We start from the raw sequence: 19,017 nt of genomic DNA on the forward strand, positions 1-19,017 counted from the left end.
AGTCTCATCATTTCTGCTTGGCGAATTTCAGAATTAAAAACTTCTGCCACCGCCACCAAATGTACCGCCACCGCTTGAATGGGTGGTGCTTCCGCCGCCGGAACCACCGCCAGTATTTGCTGGTGGCTTTGGAATCCGTCGAGTCGTGATGAAAGAATTGGTTAATCGATCTTCTTTTTTACTTAATTTGAAGTTCGATTGCTCGAGGAACGGATAGGTGTACGTCCCAGATTTCATTTGATAGCGTGATTTGACGATAAAGAAGACGACGCCGCTAATAATCGCAGCCGTGATGATGGCAAAAAGGATTTCGCCAAACGTCAGCACATTATAATAGGTAATTTTCCCGGTGTCGCGATCAACCCGATAATGACCTCTTGGAACGCCACTTTCGATGAAGGATTGACTCATCGTTAAATAACTTCGAGCAGCTTGAATATAATTTGCTTCAGACATGCCTTCATACACGCTATCTAAGATTTGCTCAATCCGCGAGTCCGTGAGGTAATCAATCATGTTCCCAGAAGTTGAAATATAAATTTCTCTTTGTCCCATATCCAAAAGTAAAACGGAACCGTTATTGTCATTGCCAATTTGTTCGCGTAAGAAATCATCGGCAAATGTTTCAGGATCTTGCGTATTGTCAGTCGTCGTGACGATGAAGACTTCCCCTTTAATGGTTTGGTTGATATCCGTCGCTAAGTCAGTTAATTCTGCGATTTCTTCAGCGGTAAAGAGACCCGCATTGTCTGTGACGGTCACGCCTTGCGCAAAGACTGCTGGTGTGAACAAAAGAAAACTGAAAATGAATAGGAGACTGACGAGCGTTTTTTTGACGTTCATATGAAATACCCTCCAATCATCAGCAAGATCGCGATCACGGCAAAAATGCCGCCTGTCACTAAACCAAGTCGCTTATAACTAATCGGTAAGACACCGCTCACTTTACCTGTTTGGCCATTCATCGCATAGTAAAAGATCGTATCTGAGTCTTGTTTGTTGCGATACGTCACTAACCAAACCGGTAATAGCATGTACTGCTTGTCAATTTTTTCGAGTGTTAACTGGCTATTTGATTTACGGAAATTCGTGTAGCCATTAACGGAATTTCGTAAGATTGATTCGCCGTACTCTGTTAATTCTTTTTTGACATTCTCAGAAAGGGTTTGGTATTCAATATCTCTTTTTTCTGCTTGAAAACCGGCTAAATATTGATTTTTAAAATCAATCGCTTGGTCAATCGGGAAGGGTTGTACACTTTCCACCATTTTTTGCTGCGTATTTTTCGACAAGGCATTCTTGACTAAATCATTAAATTGAATGTTCCCTTGACGCTCGACGGCGAATTGTTTGGTTTCTGTGTATTCAATCTCACCGACACGCCAAATGCGCAAGGTCGTGCCAGTTCCTGAGAGTTCTCCTTGACCATTCGCATTTACGACCCAGTAAGGGAAGTAGACACCTGTGAGTTTTTCAATTTGGCTTTGGTCAAAGAAATAAGGCGGCACAAACCATTTCTTCTTAGTCCAAGCAAGGAACTGTTTGACGGCTTCTTCTTTTTCAATTTTAAATGGCAAAACCTTATTTGGTAAAAACTCGCCACTTAAACGGCCATATAAGACAACTGGGTTATGACAGAAATAGCAATAGGTAGCAGCTGTCGTTTCATCCGTCACAATCTCAGCGCCGCAACTTGGACAAAGAAAGAGACTCATTGTGTTTTCAGGTGGTGACTCGCTGTGTTCGTCTGTCACAGGAGGTGCTTCGTTTTGCATTGTGGCTTCTTTTTGTTTTTCTTCAAAATCGGTCACTTCTTGCTCCGTAAAAATACTGAAACAATACGGACAGTGGAATTTTTGATCACTTGGATCAAAGGTTAACGCACCACCACAGTTAGGACATTTATGTGTAATAATATCCATCAGAATCCTCCTTTACTAGTCTAGGGGTACTCCTTGAAACGGCTGGCCGCACTCGGGGCAAAACTTTGGAACGCCATTTGCTAATTCGACAGGCTGGCCACAAGCGTGACATTTTAATTTGATACTCACTGCGGGCGCGGTTTGCGCTTTGGGTTTGGCTGTGCCGCACTGACTACAGAAGTTCCCGGTATTCTCAGTGCCACACTCGGAACACGTCCACTGATCGGCTTGTTGTGCTTGTTGTTGCGCTTTTTGTTGTTCCATTTGCTGTTGATTGGTTTGCGAAGCTTGTTGGAAGAAACCACCTGAGGCATTCATGCCCATCCCAACACCCATAAAACCGGTTGTGGCACCCGCTGCGTTACTACCAGCTGCTTCCATTCCTTTGGCAATCGAACCTTGCACAAAGCCTTCGCGAATACTTGGATCACCAAGCATGGCTCCTTGGTTACGCATATTAATTAATTTGGTTGAATCATCCGTATAAGAAATACTTGCGACCGCAACGGAGACAATTTCCATCCCGCGTAGTTGGTTCCAACTTTCATCTAAGACAGTCCCCATGTAACGACTTAATTCCATACTTTTTGAAGGAACATACGAAATCCGTTCTCCGTTGGCTGACATTTGATTAATCGTTGCTTGCAGGGCAGTTAAAAATTCCGATAAGTACTGCTCGTTGATTTCGTTAATGTCCACGTGATCTTTATTTTTAGGAATCGCATTCGTATAAAATAAAATCGGATCGGTAATTCGAATCGAATAATTCCCATGTGCGCGCAAGAAGAGCTCGGCATTATAAAAATTATCAAAATAGTTTAAGGGCGAAGATGTCCCAAAACGGATGCCTTTAATTTCTTGTAAGTTCACATAAAAAACTTGTTGCTTTTGGGGCGTTACGCCACCGAATTTAAAGCGATCAAATGTTTCAGCAATCGCTCCTTTTAAGGAACCATTAAACATGGAAGGGGCTAGATCATTTTTGATTGTGTAATAGCCTTCTTCTGCGGTATAGTCAATAATTTTCCCGCCATCGACGAGTAGCATCATCATATTGGGATAAACGTGTACGACTGAACCATCGGTAATGACATCATCCGTGCCTTTGCGATTTGATCCTCTTTTACTGTCTTTACGAACTTTTACCCCTTTTGTAAAAACAGTCGTATCACTCATGTCGTTTGGTTCAATAATCTCTAACCATTGATCGGCAAAACCACCACCAATTGTACTTGTTGCTGCTTTAATTAAACCCATGTTAGATCCTCCATTCAATTTTTATGATGAAAATATGATTATAAATTTATTATACCATAAGTCCATTTCTTTTTAGTATCCGGCGCAAGGAGGAGAGGCTAAGAATAGTTTTGGTAAATTGTAGTTTTTTCAGGAAATATTTCGTATAATAATAGATAGTGATTTAAAAATGAGGTGGATGAAGATGGCTTATCAAGCATTGTATCGTGTATGGCGTTCTCAGCGATTTGAAGATATTGTTGGGCAAAAGGCAATTACACAAACATTGAAAAATGCAATTGTGCAAAATCAAATATCCCATGCTTATTTATTTACGGGCCCTAGAGGAACAGGGAAAACAAGTGCCGCAAAAATTTTTGCCAAGGCCATTAATTGTCCCAATAAAGAAGACGGAGAACCGTGTAACACGTGTGAGATTTGCCAGTCAATTACGGCGGGAACGCAAGAAGACGTCATCGAAATCGATGCGGCAAGTAACAATGGCGTGGAAGAAATCCGGTTCATTCGTGAACGAGCTAACTATGCACCGACCCAAGCAACGTATAAGATTTATATTATCGATGAGGTTCATATGCTTTCTACCGGTGCCTTTAATGCGTTATTAAAGACGTTAGAAGAGCCAAAAAAGAATGTCATTTTTATTTTAGCGACCACAGAGCCGCATAAAATTCCGGCGACCATCATTTCAAGAACCCAGCGTTTTGATTTTAAACGAATCCAAACGCAAGATATTGTCGACCACTTAGTCCATATTTTGACGGTTAATGAGATTGCGTTTGAACCAGAGGCACTACAAGTGATTGCGCAAGCGGCACAAGGTGGAATGCGCGATGCGTTAAGTATTTTAGATCAAGGCATCTCTTTTAGTGACGGTAAAATCACGTTAGCGGACGCCTTTGAAGTGACGGGAAGTTTAACGTTTGAGTTAATGGATCAACTCGTGTTAGCCTGGCATGAACAACAAGTTGCGATTGCTTTGCAGCAGTTGGATGACATTTTAGCTTCAGGGAAAGAAAGTCGACGCTTACTGGAAAATTTACTCGCGTATTGTCGCGATTTATTAATTTACCAACAAGCCCCTTCTTTGTTAGCGGATCAATCCAATACCTTGACGGATCAGTTTAAAGAAATGGCCCAAACGATTGATCCCACACAAATTTATCAATGGATTGATATTTTAAATGCAACCCAAAATGACGTGCGTTTAACGACGAATCCAAAGATATATTTAGAAGTTGCGATGGTGAAGTTAGGAAGTACGCAGGCCAAACAGCCGACCACGCTTGCGCAAAGTAGTCCTGTTGATCAACAAGAAATCACGCAATTAAAAGAAGCGATTAAACAATTGCAACAAGAAGTTAAGGCATTTAAAACAAATGGTGTGCAAGTAGCGACTAATTCGGTGGATCAATCAGCCAAACGAGTCAAAGCAACACCGTCAAGTTTCCGCTTGCCAAGAGAAAAAGTATTTCGCGTCTTACAAGAGGCGACTAGACCGAACTTAGAACAAGTTAAGTTAGCTTGGGAAGAACTGCTAGGGTTTTTACCGGCTACGCATAAAGCAATGTTACGGTCGAGTGAACCAAAGGCGGCAAGTCCAAATGGCTTAATTATCGCCTTCGAATACGAAATTATTTGTCAAAGAGCCGCGAACGATGATGCGTTAAGCTTATCTTTACATAATCATTTAAGTAATTTAATTCAAGATTATGCACCTGAAATTGTCTTCATTCCGAAAGAAAATTGGGGAGAACTCCGGCAAGAATTTTTAAGTGGCTATCAGGCGCAAGCAAGTCAATTGTCAGTGGTTGAACCTTCGGAAGAAGAAAGTGGTACAATAGATCATATGCAACAAGAAAAACAAGAAGCCATTGTCGTTGAAAAAGCGCAAGAATTATTTGGCGATTTAGCGACAATTATTGAAGAAGAATCTTAATGAAAAGAAATGGAGCGAGGCACAATGATGCGAGGAATGGGTAACATGCAAGGCATGATGAAACAAGTACAAAAAATGCAAAAAGAAATGGTTAAAGCACAAGAAGAATTAAATGAACGCGAATTTGTCGGTGAAGCGACGAATGGGTATGTCAAAGCTTACGGTAAAGGGGATAAACGGATTCAAGAAATTATCATTGATCCGGCGATTATCGATCCAGATGATGCGGAAATGTTACAAGATTTAGTGACAATGGCCGTGAATGATGTCATTCAAAAAATTGAAAAAGAAACGGAAGCTGTCATGGGTAAATACACCAAAGGGCTACCTGGATTTTAATCAAAAGTTAGGGGAATGAAGAGTGCAATATCCTGAGCCGATTGCAAGATTGATTGCAAGCTATATGAACTTACCAGGGATTGGTCAAAAAACAGCGACCCGTCTTGCTTTTTATACGATTGAAATGAAAGATGAAGTCGTGACGGAATTTGCAAAATCGTTGTTAAGTGCCAAAAGAGATTTAAGTTTTTGTCATATTTGTGGGAATTTAACCGAGGAAGATCCTTGTAGTATTTGTCGTGATAAAACAAGGGATCAAGGAACCATTCTCGTGGTGGAAGAAGCCAAAGATGTGATGGCTTTAGAAAAAGTTCGCGAATATCACGGACTCTATCATGTCTTACATGGGGTGCTGTCACCGATGGAAGGAACCGGTCCAGAAGACATTAACTTAGCGAGTTTAATTAGTCGTTTGCATAACGAAACGGTGAAAGAAGTGATTATCGCAACCAATGCGACGACCGAAGGCGAAGCGACAGCGATGTATCTTTCTCGTTTAATCAAACCTGCCGGGATTAAAGTGACGCGTTTAGCCCATGGATTATCGGTGGGTAGTGATATTGAATATGCGGATGAAGTGACGTTGCTAAAAGCGGTTGAAGGTCGCAGAGAGCTTTAACTAATAGGGGTCGAAAAGAAGGATTAGATGGAGGAGTAAATCGTGAGTGGAATTTTCATAACAATTGAGGGGCCAGATGGTGCAGGGAAAACGAGTGTCATTAATGAGTTGTATCCTCGCTTGCAAATGATTGCAAAAAAAGGCATTATTAAAACAAGAGAACCCGGTGGGAGTAAGATTGCCGAAAAAATTCGTCAAATTATTTTAGATCCAAGACATGGCGAAATGGATGAACGGACAGAAGCGTTACTTTATGCAGCTGCTCGTCGTCAGCATCTAGTAGAAGTCATTTTACCTGCTTTAAATGCAGGTAAAATCGTGATTTGTGATCGATTTGTCGATAGTTCCTTGGCATATCAAGGAGCGGGACGTCGAATTGGGATGGCTGAAATTGCCCAACTAAATGAATTTGCAACAGAAGGGACCCAACCTGATTTTACCCTGTATTTAGACGTTGATTCGGATACAGGATTACGTCGGATTCAACAAAACCGGACGCATCAAATTGATCGTTTAGACTCAGAAGGATTAGAATTCCATCAGCGAGTGCGTCATGCGTACTTAAAATTGTTAGAAGAAAATCCGTCACGCATTCATCGAATCGATGCGCGAACGGGATTACAAGAAGTTGTCGATGAAAGTTTTAATGTGATTGTTGCGAGTTATCCAGATTATTTTAAAGGAGATGGACGTGTATGAAATTAGTGATGGCCATTGTTCAAGATAAAGATAGTAATCGTTTAGCAAATGCTTTTATTGATGCCAATATTCGTGCAACAAGATTGCCTTCTACCGGTGGTTTTTTAAAAGCAGGAAATAGCACGTTTATGATTGGAGTCGAAGAAGTTCGAGTTCCAGAGACGTTGGAAGTCATCAAAAAAACGTGTCAATCAAGAAAACAATATTTATCAAGTTCGATGTCACTCGATGTTTCGATGGACGGACAAGTACCGTATCCTGTTGAAGTTGAAGTGGGAGGCGCAACGGTGTTTGTGTTGCCAATTGATGGTTTCTACCAATATTAATCGAGGAGGAAAGAAATGTCTGTGCAAGATTTTTTAACGACAAATCAAGCCCATGTCTTTTCTCTAATGAAAAAAAATATTAAGCATGGGCGAATCGCTCATGCTTATCTTTTTGAAGGAGACAAAGGAACAGGGAAACATGAGTTGAGTCTATGGTTAGCCCAACGTTTATTTTGTCAGCAAGTAAGGGAAGAAGAACCATGTGGGAATTGTGTTCAGTGTAAGCGAATTGAGATGGAGGAACATCCTAACGTACGCGTGATTCAACCAGAAGGACAATCGATTAAAGTCGATCAAATTCGTCAGTTACAAAGCGAATTTTCGCGTAAAGGGTTTGAAAAAGGGATGCAAATTTTTATCATCCAGCAAGCCGATACGATGAATGTCAGTGCCGCAAATAGTTTGTTGAAATTTTTGGAAGAGCCTGAAGGGGAAATGTTAGCGATTCTGGAAGTCGAGAGTTTAGGCAAGATGTTGCCAACCATTCAATCAAGGTGTCAAATCATTCATTTTAACCCATTAAACAAACAACAATTAGTCAAACAATTACAAGATAATGGAATCAATGAAAAAAGTGCCAATCTCTTAGCTAGTCTAACAAATAGTTATCACAAAGCAGTTGAAATCTCGGAAGATGAATGGTTTAATGGTGCTAAGGATGTTATTGAGCAGTGGTTTCTTTATTTAAAGAAGAAAGATTCCCAAGCTTTTATTTACGTTCAAAAAGCGATTATGACAATCGCCAAAGAAAAACAGCAGCAACAAGATATTTTGGCGATTTTGTTGTTTTATTTTCAAAATGAGCGAAACCAACTGTTGCAGCATCAAGTATCTGGAGTCGCAGCCAACCGTGAAGTCGAAATTATTTTACAAGGACAACAAAAACTATCAGCAAATGTCCCTTTTCAAGGAGTAGCGGAGCAACTGAGCTTAAGAATACTGTTCAAAGAATGAGATTCAATGGATAGGAGGAAACCCCATGGTTGAAGTCATAGGCGTTCGTTACCGTAGTGCCGGTCATATCTATTATTTTTCACCAGGTAAGACGCAGTTTTCGTACGGTGATTACGTTTTAGTCGAATCCCAACAAGCAAAATACATGGCCCAAGTGGCAATTCCCAATAAAGAAATGGCAGAAGAAGATGTTCCTGATGAACTCAAACCAGTGCTACATCTCGCTTCAGAAAAAGAAGTTCAGCAACATGAAGATAATATCAAAGAGGCGAAAGAAGCCTTGATTATCGCGAAGCAAAAAATCCATCAACACCAATTGGCAATGAAATTGGTGGATGTGGAGTATACGTTTGACCGTAGTAAGATGGTCTTTCAATTTACCGCGGATGGACGAATTGATTTTCGCGAACTTGTAAAAGATTTAGCGGGTGCTTTTCGAACGCGTATTGAACTGCGTCAAATCGGTGTGCGCGATGAAGCGAAAATATTGGGTGGGATTGGCCCATGTGGTCGTCAGTTGTGTTGTTCTACTTTCCTAGGTGATTTCGTGCCAGTTTCGATTAAAATGGCAAAAGATCAAGGCTTGTCTTTAAATCCAACTAAGATTTCGGGATTGTGCGGCCGTTTAATGTGTTGTCTGAAATACGAAAATGATGAATATGAAGCGGCGAAAAGAGAATTACCTGACTATGGGACAGAAGTGATGACACCAGACGGCAAAGGACGTGTCGTGGGGTTGAATCTTATGAGTCGTGTCTTAAAAGTTCGATTAGTTGGAAAAGAAGTACCGGTGGAATATGATGCAGAAGAAATTGAAAAAGTAGTCAAAGCAGGTGACAAACATGTCCATGGATAAACGTTCTTTATATGATGGCTTGGATGATTTTGAAACTGAATTGCAAGGTCTCTTAAAAAAAATGGCTGAAATGAAGTCTTCCTTACAAGAAGTTGTCGAAAAAAATACGACGTTAGAGATGGAAAATCAGCGATTACGTCAGCATTTAAGAGAATTGGATCAACCCGCACAACATGCGAGCGGAAAAATGAAGCAAGAACTATCGAAATCACGTTTAAATCTTGAAAAAATTTATGAAGAAGGGTTTCATGTCTGTTATGATCTTTATGGCTCTCGACGGGACAATGATGAACCTTGTGCGTTTTGTTTAGAAGTGATTTATCGCGAAAGTGGTCTATCCTAAGAAGAAGTGAGACTGGTGCAAGATGATTGTGACCAGTCTTTTTTAAGAGGTGAAAGAAGTGGAAGTACAAATGAGTTTTAAAGGGGTTGAATCGGGTATTTTATATTTAGTCCCGACCCCGATTGGGAATTTAGAAGATATGACGTTTCGTAGCGTTCGTACGTTGCAAGAAGTGGCGTTGATTGCGAGTGAAGATACACGTAATACCCAAAAATTATTGAATCACTTTGAAATAACGACCCCACAACGGAGTTTCCACGAACATAATTATAAAGAACGAATTCCCCAATTGATTGAAATCTTACAAAGAGGCGAATCGATTGCGCAAGTGAGCGATGCGGGGATGCCATCGATTAGTGACCCAGGACACGAACTCGTCGTGGCTTGTCTAGCAGCAGGAATCAAGGTCGTGGCTTTGCCAGGGCCAACTGCCGGATTAACGGCCTTGATTGCCTCAGGGTTAATGCCACAGCCCCATTATTTTCATGGGTTTTTACCACGAAAGAAAAAGGAACAACTGACCGCCCTTGAGACATTTAAAGAACAAGAGGCGACAATCATTTTCTATGAATCACCGCACCGGATTCAAAAGACGATTCAAGTCATGATGGAAGTCTTTGGAGAAAGCCGCCAAGCAGTCGTTTGTCGTGAACTAACAAAGCTCCATGAAGAATATTTACGTGGTACTTTAGAAGAACTAAATCGCTATCTAAAGGAGCATACCATTAAAGGGGAATGCTGTCTGATGGTTTCAGGCTCGACAGAAGTCGCTGAAGGCATCGTCGATCCACGCAGCTTAAAAGAGCAAGTCGAAGCGTTAATCGCATCCGGCTCTAAACCAAATGACAGCATTAAAGAAGTCGCAAAACGCAATCAATTAAAAAAACAAGTCGTTTATAATGAGTATCATGAAATTGAGTAGGAAAATAGGATAAGGGAAACAGAAGTCGAGGTAGGCTTCTGTTTTTCGTGCATCGATTCGTTAAAAACAGGAGGAACTTGACCATGAAACAGAAGCGGACTTTTTATTTTTTGCTCTTTATTTTTATCCTCGGGTTGCTAACAGGCTTACTATGGCCTAAAAAAAGCGTTGCGAACTATCTCGAGATAAAAAGTGAAGAAGCGATTGCTTTACCAATTGAAATTCGGCAAGTGGGTTTAAATGAAGAAAGTCTCCTTTATCAGGCTTCCACCATTAAAGGAGTTAAGATACCGTTACCTGAAAAAGAAATCAAAGGGGATACGCATCTTGAACTATTGATTAACAATGAATCACACGTTTTATTTGGTTATCTAGATGCCGGAGAGCAACTGTTACAGATTACATTGGAAATGACAAGTGCTTCGAAAGAGACGATAACCGTAAAAACCCTCGTTCATACAACCCTTGCTACCTCAAAGAATGAGTTAACGTTTCCTCGGTAGTCTTTCTTTTGTCGTTCATCGAACCTTGCATGAGAACATCTGTTTGTATTATAATGATAATGAGGTGAGACAGATGACAGAGATGACTTTTCCATTAAAAAATGATCTCTCAAGAAAAATTATTCATATTGATATGGACGCTTTTTTTGCTTCTGTGGAAGAGCGTGATCAGCCGGAACTTGCCAAAGCACCGCTAGTAATCGCACGCCATCCAAATGACACGAAAGGGAGAGGCGTTGTGACAACGGCCAATTACTTAGCCCGTCAATATGGGATTCATTCCGCAATGAGTGCGCAAAAAGCCTATGAACTTTGTCCGCATGCCGTTTTTGTTCCTGGAAATTATGAAAAATACCAACAAATCTCGCAAGAAATCCGCAAAATTTTTCACCGCTATACTGATATCATTGAACCGGTGTCAATTGATGAAGCGTATTTAGACGTCACAACGAATAAAATAAATAGTACCTCAGCGATTAAAGTTGCCAAACTCATTCAACGAGATATTTGGCGGGAACTGCAGCTAACCTGTTCGGCGGGAGTGAGTTATAATAAATTTTTAGCGAAACTCGCATCGGATTTTCAAAAACCAAAAGGATTAACTGTCGTAACGCCGGAAGATGCGCTCGATTTTTTGTTGCCCTTACCGATTGAGAAATTTCATGGCGTCGGTAAAAAAACAGTACCGAAAATGCATGAGTTTGGTATTTATACGGGACAAGATTTGTATGAAAAATCAGAGATGGCGTTAATTCGTCAATTTGGTAAAAGAGGGTACTCGCTTTATCGTAAAGTGCGTGGGATTCATAATGCACCCGTTGAAACGACGCGCGAGAGAAAATCGATTGGGAAAGAGCATACGTATGCTTCACCTTTAGTGACGGAAGAAGAAGTGTTACGCCAACTACGACAACTCGCAGAAGAAGTTGCGGGTGCGTTAAAGAGACATCAGAAACATGGGAAGACGGTTGTATTAAAAGTGCGCTACGACGATTTTACGACGATTACGCGACGCGCCACGTTACCGGATTATCTTCATACAAAAGAAGCAATTTTCTCGCAAAGTAGCACCATTTGGGAAGAAATTTTAGGTATCGAAAAAGGGATTCGTTTATTAGGTATTACGCTGACGAATTTAGATCCAATTACGTATGAGAATATTCGTTTACCGTTGTGGGAAAATGCGAACCATTGAATTCCGTCGACAGTTAGCACGATAGCTGTCATACAAATGGTTCTAATCTGTTTCAATAGAATGCAAAACAGCGCCTCATTTTTTATGAGTGCGCTGTTTTTCGTTTAAATTGATTTTTGAATTTGTTCAAATTTTTGATCGGCATCATGGCATTTTTCCCAGATGATAGCTTTTCCTTGAGCCAAGGATTTTTTAACATCAATGATTCGTTGATTTCGACTGCCGCGAAATTGTAAATTTAAATCTTTTTGATTTAATTCAAAGCGACCGTCTACTAAGATATCAATCGAAGCGAGGAGTTCTAATTTATCTTCGGTTTCTAGTAATAATTCCTCAAATGTATAACCCGACCAACTCCAGATATCTTTAGTATTGCCAAAGGTTTCTTTGACTCTTTTGACGACCGCTAAACAGACTGCTGTATTTAAGAAAGGTTCGCCGCCGAGTAACGTGAGTCCTTGGACGGAAGGGTGCGCGAGGTCTGCGATAATTTGCTCTTCCAATTCTTCGGTGTAGGGCGTGCCGTATCGGAAATTTTGGACAGCTTTATTAAAGCACCCTTCACAAGCAAAGAGGCAACCACTCACGTATAAACTATTTCTGACGCCTTCGCCATCAACGAAATTAAAAGCTTTATAATCGGCAATGTAGTTTTGGCTATAATCTTTTGCTGCCCATTCTTTCGGTTGGGGATTCCTCATGGCCTATTACTCCTTCCTTTTTGTTTATTTCATGTGTTTAACGCGAGCTGAAATTTCTTTGTGACGTCCATGAACCATCGGACGCGCTTGCGGATTCCCTAAATAACCACACGTTCTTTTTACCACGTCACAGGTTTTTGGATCATGGTTTCCACATTGGGGACATTCAAATCCGCGTTCAGTTGGATTGAAGTCACCTTCAAATCCACACTCATAACAATGGTCAATCGGGGTATTTGTGCCTAAATAGCCGACACGATCATAAGAATAATCCCAAACAGCTTCTAATGCTTTTGGATTTTGTTGTAAGACAGGATATTCACAGTAATGAATAAAGCCGCCGGAACAAAATTCAGGATAATCTTTTTCAAAGTCTAGTTTTTCAAATGGTGTTGGATTTTTCCGAACATCATAGTGAAAACTATTCGTGTAATAATCTTTGTCCGTAATATCAGGTACGACGCCGAATTTTTCGGTATCTAGACGACAGAAACGATCGGTTAGACTTTCACTCGGTGTGGAATAAACGCTAAAGTGATAGCCATATTCATTGGACCAATCATCGACGTGTGCTTTGAGCGATTTCAAAATGGCTAAGGTGAAATCTTTGGCTTCTTTATTTGTTTCCCAATCACCACCATAAAAGGCAGCAGCTGACTCGTAAAGACCAATATACCCTAATGACACCGTTGCCCGACGGTTTTTAAACAGTTGATCGACTTTTTCGCCGCGTTTTAGACGATTACCAAAAGCGCCATACATATATAAGATAGGAGCGTTTTCTGGTGAGGCTTCTTTGCAACGCTCGGTGCGGTAAATCAAGGCATCTTTGACAATACTCAAGCGTTCTTCTAACAGACTCCAGAAGCGTTCCATACTGCCATTTGCTTCCAAGGCAATTCGAGGGAGATTAAGCGTCACGACACCTAAATTCATTCTTCCAACATTGACCTCGTTGCCATTTTCATCTTTCCAACCTTGAAGGAACGAGCGACAACCCATAGGTACTTTAAAACTACCAGTCAGCTCGACTAATTTGTCATAGTTTAAAACATCTGGATACATCCGTTTGGTTGCACATTCCAAGGCGAGTTGTTTGATGTCGTAATTTGGATCTTCTGGATTCGCATTGACACCGCGTTTCATTGAGAAGATTAATTTAGGAAAGATAGCTGTTCGGCCTTCTTTACCTAGCCCTTTGATACGATTAAGCAAAATTGCTCGTTGAATTTCACGTTCGAACCAATTCGTGCCAAGACCGAAACCAAGTGATGTAAAGGGTGTTTGGCCATTTGACGTAAACAAGGTATTGATTTCATATTCTAGACTTTGCATGGCGTCATAAATATTCTTTTGCGTTTGTTGTCGCGCATAGGCTTGTTGGCGTTCCTCGCCGTCAATCCATTCTTTGGCATCTAGCAGATGTTTCTCATAGTTTAATTTCGCAAAAGGCGCAAGTAATTCATCAATTCGGTCAGCAGAACAGCCACCATATTGGCTAGATGCAACGTTTGCGATAATTTGTGAAATTTGAGCAGTCGCAGTTTGAATCGATTTTGGCGATTCGACTTCTGCATTTCCAATCTTAAAGCCATTGTTTAACATCCCTTGAAAATCAATTAAACAACAATTGGTCATTGGTGAATACGGATGATAATCCAAGTCATGGTAATGAATATCGCCTTTTTGATGCGCATTTGAGACATGTGGTGGAAGCATCTTTAGGCCAATCGATTTTCCGACAATTCCAGCGGTTAAATCGCGTTGGGTGTTGAAGACGTCACTGTCTTTATTCGCGTTTTCATTGACGACTTGCTGATCTTTATTCATCAGTTTTTCAATCGTAAAATTAATGTCTGTCGCTTTACTGCGTTCAAAATCCCGTCGTGTGCGATAACTAATATAATGTTCTGCTAGGGCATACTCCCCGCTTTCTAAGAGGATATGTTCGACGATATTTTGAATTTCATAAATTTTAATATTATCAACAAATCGTTGGGCAATTTCGAGATCAACTTTTTCAACAATCGTTAAAATTAGTTGATGATCAAGAGGAGAAAGCTCACCTGAAATTTGGCGTTTGGCATTAACTAATGCATCATAAATTTTCTGATCATCAAAATCGACTAGACGACCATCACGCTTGATAATCTTCATACTATCTAATCCTTTTTGTGCGCGATGCATTTGTGTATCTTTTCTCTTAAGGTTCATCATTTGTACTCACTCCTTTAAATTCTACTCTCTTATAATAGGATAAAACTTTAGGATAATCAACCTATATATTGTGTTAAAAAGACTTGACAAGGAAAAGAAAACACCATATATAGTGTTTATGCATTAAATATACGTTCGTAAAACAGATGAAATATCGCATTTTCATTTGTTTTTTTCTACACATAATGAATAAAAAAAGATTGTATTGTATAATTCAAATATAGAAATAAAAAGAGAAAGGCTAGTAAAGAAGATTAGAAATGCTATAATTAAGAGCGTATTCAAACTTAAAGGAGTGGCAAGTCATGTTAGAACAAAAAGAAGAACAATTATTGATTGATTTAACTTCTGCTCGCGGTGTACCGGGCAATGAAGAAGAAGTTCGAGAAGTCTTTAAGACATATGCGAAAGACTATGCAGATGACATTTTCTTTGATGGTATCGGGAGCGTCATCGCCAAACACGCCGGCAGTAAAGGTGGCGGACCAAAAATCTTTATTAGTGGTCACATGGATGAAGTCGGTTTTATGGTAACAAAAATTACCGAAAAAGGCTTTATCGAGTTTCAAACGTTAGGTGGTTGGTGGGGTCAAGTCATGTTGGCTCAACAAGTCGAAATTAAAACGCAAGACGGTCAGATTATTCATGGCGTGATTGGGTCAAAACCGCCGCATGTTTTAAGCGTTGAAGCACGCAAGCAACCTTATGAAGTTAAAGATATGTTTATTGATATTGGGGCTTCTAGTCAAGAAGAAGCAAAAGCTTGGGGCATTCGTCCAGGCGATATGATTACGCCGTATATTGAGTACAAACGCATGAACGGCAGTAAATTTTTACTTGCAAAAGCATGGGATAACCGTGCGGGTACAGCTGTTGCATTACGTGTGTTAGAAAATCTAGCCAAAGAGGGACACGATAATTGTTTATTTGCCGGTAGTAGCGTTATGGAAGAAGTTGGTCTTCGAGGCGCACGCACGAGTTCTTATTTAGTCAATCCTGACATTGCGATTTCGCTTGATACAGGGACAGCTGGGGATACACCAGGTATGACACCTAAAGAAGCCGATTCTGTCTTAGGACAAGGACCGCAAGTCTTAATTTTTGATGCTTCTTTAATTCCGCACAAAAAATTATTGAACTTTGTCGTGAATGTGGCAGAAGAGCTAGAGATTCCTTTCCAATATACGGTGATTGCAGGTGGCGGCACGGATGGTGGACAAATGCACTTAAATCGTAAAGGAGTTCCAACGATTGCCATTACAGTTCCGATTCGTTATTTACATTCACACACTTCTGTGATGCATGAAGATGATTATTTAAATACCGTTAAATTAGTGACTGAAGTCGTTCGTCGTTTAGATGACGCTGCGGTGAAAGAATTACTGAGTTATTAATCACATAACGGTCAAAAAGACTTGAGTCGTAAATGAATCAGGTCTTTTTGATGCATCGCACGCGAATAGGCAGCAAAATGCTGTTCAAAAAATGCTTCATTTCATCTATTTTTTTGAATCTATGATAATCTATTGTGGGAGGTGTCGACCAATGAAAATTACGACTTTAGGCTGTCTAGGGGCTTATCCTTATCAAGGAGAGGGAACGACCAGTTTTTTGTTACAATCAGCTGAATTTAATTTATTGCTTGATGCAGGTAGTGGCAGTTTGCTTCAGTTACAAAAAGTACTCGATCCATTGGCGTTAGATGCGGTGATTTTGAGTCATTATCATCATGATCACATCGCAGATTTAGGCGTTTTACAGTATTACTGGCAACTGTACCCAAAAACAAGTGACCGCAAACTCTTGCCGATCTATGGTCATAACGAAGATTCGGTTCATTTTGACAGCTTATCTCTTCCAAATGTTTCACAGGGCTATAACTACTTGGCAGACGAAAGCCTTGAAATGGGGCCTTTTTCCATCACCTTTATGAAAACAATCCACCCGGTTGTGTGTTACGCGATGCGGATTGTGGAAAAGTCGACCGGAAAAGTATTCGTCTTCACGGGGGATTCGGGCTATTTAGAAGGATTTATCGAATTTGCAAAAGAAGCGGACTTATTTTTAGCAGATACGTATTTATTTGCCGGAAATGAACGGCATTTTGCACATTTTACTTCCCAAGAAGCCGGTGAATTAGCGCGTTTAGCGGGTGTGAAACAGTTAGCTCTAACCCACCTACCTCAATTTGGGGATTTACAACAATTACAAGAAGAAGCCCAACTCGCAGCAGGGGAAGACGTGGTCGTCTCACTCGCAGCAGTCGGAAAAGTTTTTACACTCTAGGAGGAATCTTACATGATTTTTGTGCCAAATGAATTAACCGATCCACGAATCAATCTAGCCTTAGAAACATTTTTATTGCAGGAATTAACGGTAGATGAACCAATTTTATTGTTTTATATTAATGAACCGTCCATTATTATTGGGCGCAATCAAAATACGATTGAAGAAATTAACCAAGAATATGTCGATGAAAAAGGAATCCATGTTGTGCGTCGTTTAAGTGGCGGGGGCGCAGTGTACCATGATTATGGAAACTTAAACTTTAGTTTTATCATGCCGGACGATGGTAATTCATTCCGTGATTTTGCCAAAGTGACGCAACCAATTATTCAAGCGTTACATGAGTTAGGGGTGACGGGTGCCGAGTTAAAAGGGCGCAATGATTTGGTGATTGAGGACAAGAAGTTTTCAGGGAATGCGATGTATGCAACGAATGGCCGGATGTTTGCGCATGGAACGATTATGTTTGATAGTGAAATTGATGAAGTGGTAAATGCATTAAAAGTACGTGCGGATAAAATTGCGTCAAAAGGGATCAAATCGATTCGCTCACGTGTGACAAATATTAAACCATTCTTAGATGAACATCATGAAGCAATGGACACGAAAGATTTTCGTCAAGCTATCTTGCTTAAAATTTTTGGGGTTGATTCAATGGATGATATTAAAACATATGAATTAACCGAAGAGGATTGGCAAAAAGTGAACGAAATCTCCGCTAAATACTACGCTAATTGGGACTGGAATTACGGAAAATCGCCGAAGTTTGAATTGGAACGCCGTAAACGATTCCCAATTGGTTCCGTCGAAATAAAAATGAATGTCCAAAAGGGAGTCATCACGGATTTAAAAATCTTTGGCGATTTCTTTGGATTAGGTGAAATCAAAGATGTGGAAGAGCAGTTAATTGGCACAAAATATGAAAAAGAAGCCTTAAAAGAAGCTATCAGTAAGATTGATATTGCGAAATATTTTGGCAATATTACAGCAGAAGATTTATTCACATTGATTTACTAAGCAGTCAATCACCAGAGCATCGCGTCTAAGAAATTAGGCGCGGTGTTTTTTTTTTAGGGGCAAAAGACCGAGAACAGATAAGGACTTAAGGCTGATTTTTTCCGAAAAAACCTGTGATAGATTTAATAAAGACACAAAATATGGAGGGAAAAGCAATGAAACAAAACGTTGTGACAGTGAATCAGGTAAAAAAAGTCTATGGAAAAAAGGGCAGTGAGCAGTATGAGGCCTTAAAGAAAATTGACTTTTCAGTCGGAGAAGGCGAATTTGTCGGAATTATGGGGCCTTCTGGTTCAGGTAAAACGACCTTATTAAATATGTTATCTGCCCTCGATCAACCAACGCAAGGGGAAGTGATGATTGCCGGTCAACCATTAGCGGGGATGAAAGAAAATCAATTAGCGCAGTTTCGTAGTCAAAACATTGGCTTTATCTTCCAAGATTTTAATTTACTAGAAAATTTAACGATGTTCCAAAATATTGCTTTGCCCTTATCATTACAAGGCGTTGCGTCGAAAAAAATTGAGACACAAGTTCGAAAAATGGCTAAGATACTAGCAATTTCAGAAATCTTGGATAAATATCCGGCAGAAGTTTCAGGAGGCCAAAAACAACGAGCAGCAGCTGCTAGAGCCTTGATTCATCAACCCAAGTTATTACTAGGAGATGAACCAACAGGGGCCTTAGATTCTAAGAATGCCAAAAATTTACTTGAAGCGTTACGTCACCTAAATGAAGACTACCAAACAACGATTTTAATGGTGACTCATGATCCGATGAGTGCCAGTTATTGTAAACGAATCTTATTTATTCAAGATGGGAAAATCTATAAAGAAATTACTCGAAATGCCAATCAACAAGTTTTTTACCAAGAAATCTTAGCTATTTTGTCACACGTTGATTTCGATGAAAGTCAGGTGTAAGC

The 19,017-nt window shown here is 40.2% G+C and carries 20 protein-coding genes; 15 read left to right on the forward strand and 5 right to left on the reverse strand.

What is annotated here, in order from left to right:
• Positions 1-33 precede the first annotated feature (33 nt).
• The 3 genes from IGI68_RS07805 to IGI68_RS07815 are packed head-to-tail and all read right to left on the reverse strand — an operon-like array spanning position 34 to position 3,179.
• Positions 34-843, reverse strand: coding sequence for a TPM domain-containing protein (locus IGI68_RS07805; RefSeq protein ID WP_438732062.1), 810 nt, complete (start codon positions 841-843; stop codon positions 34-36).
• Positions 840-1,922 (reverse strand): TFIIB-type zinc ribbon-containing protein, encoded by a 1,083-nt coding sequence (locus IGI68_RS07810; protein ID WP_438732064.1) that lies wholly within the window; start codon positions 1,920-1,922, stop codon positions 840-842. Before IGI68_RS07810 ends, IGI68_RS07805 begins: the two co-directional genes overlap by 4 nt.
• A gap of 15 nt (positions 1,923-1,937) precedes the next feature.
• Positions 1,938-3,179: an SPFH domain-containing protein gene (locus tag IGI68_RS07815; protein ID WP_438732066.1), complete on the reverse strand. Its 1,242-nt coding sequence runs from the start codon at positions 3,177-3,179 to the stop codon at positions 1,938-1,940.
• A gap of 184 nt (positions 3,180-3,363) precedes the next feature.
• On the opposite strand from IGI68_RS07815, the gene dnaX reads away from it, so the two are divergent.
• The 11 genes from dnaX to dinB all read left to right on the forward strand — a co-directional run bounded on the left by dnaX (position 3,364) and on the right by dinB (position 11,871).
• Positions 3,364-5,115 (forward strand): DNA polymerase III subunit gamma/tau, encoded by a 1,752-nt coding sequence (gene dnaX / locus IGI68_RS07820; protein ID WP_438732068.1) that lies wholly within the window; start codon positions 3,364-3,366, stop codon positions 5,113-5,115.
• 24 nt (positions 5,116-5,139) lie between these two features.
• On the forward strand, positions 5,140-5,454 hold the full coding sequence (locus IGI68_RS07825) for a YbaB/EbfC family nucleoid-associated protein (RefSeq protein ID WP_071875027.1): 315 nt from the start codon (positions 5,140-5,142) through the stop codon (positions 5,452-5,454).
• A gap of 22 nt (positions 5,455-5,476) precedes the next feature.
• A complete protein-coding gene (recR, locus tag IGI68_RS07830; protein WP_071875026.1) occupies positions 5,477-6,073 on the forward strand; it encodes a recombination mediator RecR in 597 nt (198 codons plus the stop codon).
• Positions 6,074-6,115: 42 nt separating this feature from the next.
• Positions 6,116-6,772: a dTMP kinase gene (gene tmk, locus IGI68_RS07835; protein WP_438732071.1), complete on the forward strand. Its 657-nt coding sequence runs from the start codon at positions 6,116-6,118 to the stop codon at positions 6,770-6,772.
• Positions 6,769-7,098, forward strand: coding sequence for a cyclic-di-AMP receptor (locus IGI68_RS07840; protein WP_438732073.1), 330 nt, complete (start codon positions 6,769-6,771; stop codon positions 7,096-7,098). Before tmk ends, IGI68_RS07840 begins: the two co-directional genes overlap by 4 nt.
• Before the next feature lie 15 nt (positions 7,099-7,113).
• A complete protein-coding gene (holB, locus tag IGI68_RS07845) occupies positions 7,114-8,052 on the forward strand; it encodes a DNA polymerase III subunit delta' (RefSeq protein WP_438732075.1) in 939 nt (312 codons plus the stop codon).
• Positions 8,053-8,077: 25 nt separating this feature from the next.
• Positions 8,078-8,908: a PSP1 domain-containing protein gene (locus tag IGI68_RS07850; RefSeq protein ID WP_438732077.1), complete on the forward strand. Its 831-nt coding sequence runs from the start codon at positions 8,078-8,080 to the stop codon at positions 8,906-8,908.
• Positions 8,901-9,251 carry a DNA replication initiation control protein YabA gene (locus IGI68_RS07855; protein WP_211272570.1) on the forward strand — a complete coding sequence of 117 codons (351 nt, stop codon included), beginning with the start codon at positions 8,901-8,903 and terminating at the stop codon, positions 9,249-9,251. The genes IGI68_RS07850 and IGI68_RS07855 overlap by 8 nt, the downstream gene beginning before the upstream one ends.
• Before the next feature lie 70 nt (positions 9,252-9,321).
• The gene (gene rsmI / locus IGI68_RS07860) at positions 9,322-10,173 is read left to right on the forward strand and encodes a 16S rRNA (cytidine(1402)-2'-O)-methyltransferase (protein WP_438733249.1); all 852 of its coding nucleotides are present in this window, start codon (positions 9,322-9,324) and stop codon (positions 10,171-10,173) included.
• An 83-nt stretch (positions 10,174-10,256) separates the two neighbouring features.
• Positions 10,257-10,676 carry a hypothetical protein gene (locus tag IGI68_RS07865; protein ID WP_438732079.1) on the forward strand — a complete coding sequence of 140 codons (420 nt, stop codon included), beginning with the start codon at positions 10,257-10,259 and terminating at the stop codon, positions 10,674-10,676.
• A 73-nt stretch (positions 10,677-10,749) separates the two neighbouring features.
• On the forward strand, positions 10,750-11,871 hold the full coding sequence (gene dinB / locus IGI68_RS07870) for a DNA polymerase IV (protein WP_438732081.1): 1,122 nt from the start codon (positions 10,750-10,752) through the stop codon (positions 11,869-11,871).
• Between the two features lie 104 nt (positions 11,872-11,975).
• Here dinB and nrdG read toward each other — a convergent pair whose 3' ends face one another.
• Together nrdG and nrdD are read right to left on the reverse strand one after the other, a co-directional pair.
• Positions 11,976-12,572 (reverse strand): anaerobic ribonucleoside-triphosphate reductase activating protein, encoded by a 597-nt coding sequence (gene nrdG / locus IGI68_RS07875; RefSeq protein ID WP_273230963.1) that lies wholly within the window; start codon positions 12,570-12,572, stop codon positions 11,976-11,978.
• A gap of 24 nt (positions 12,573-12,596) precedes the next feature.
• Positions 12,597-14,789: an anaerobic ribonucleoside-triphosphate reductase gene (gene nrdD, locus IGI68_RS07880; RefSeq protein WP_438732084.1), complete on the reverse strand. Its 2,193-nt coding sequence runs from the start codon at positions 14,787-14,789 to the stop codon at positions 12,597-12,599.
• A 305-nt stretch (positions 14,790-15,094) separates the two neighbouring features.
• Here nrdD and IGI68_RS07885 point away from each other — a divergent pair, with 305 nt between their 5' ends.
• The 4 genes from IGI68_RS07885 to IGI68_RS07900 all read left to right on the forward strand — a co-directional run bounded on the left by IGI68_RS07885 (position 15,095) and on the right by IGI68_RS07900 (position 19,015).
• The gene (locus IGI68_RS07885; protein WP_438732086.1) at positions 15,095-16,183 is read left to right on the forward strand and encodes a M42 family metallopeptidase; all 1,089 of its coding nucleotides are present in this window, start codon (positions 15,095-15,097) and stop codon (positions 16,181-16,183) included.
• Positions 16,184-16,334: 151 nt separating this feature from the next.
• The gene (locus IGI68_RS07890) at positions 16,335-17,075 is read left to right on the forward strand and encodes an MBL fold metallo-hydrolase (RefSeq protein WP_438732088.1); all 741 of its coding nucleotides are present in this window, start codon (positions 16,335-16,337) and stop codon (positions 17,073-17,075) included.
• Positions 17,076-17,087: 12 nt separating this feature from the next.
• Entirely contained in the window at positions 17,088-18,092 is a 1,005-nt protein-coding gene (locus IGI68_RS07895) for a lipoate--protein ligase (protein ID WP_438732090.1), read from the forward strand.
• A 155-nt stretch (positions 18,093-18,247) separates the two neighbouring features.
• Positions 18,248-19,015 (forward strand): ABC transporter ATP-binding protein, encoded by a 768-nt coding sequence (locus tag IGI68_RS07900; RefSeq protein ID WP_438732092.1) that lies wholly within the window; start codon positions 18,248-18,250, stop codon positions 19,013-19,015.
• Positions 19,016-19,017 lie beyond the last annotated feature (2 nt).

It is taken from the genome of Enterococcus sp. DIV1314a (assembly GCF_051713805.1).
Taxonomy (GTDB): Bacteria; Bacillota; Bacilli; order Lactobacillales; family Enterococcaceae; genus Enterococcus_I; species Enterococcus_I aquimarinus.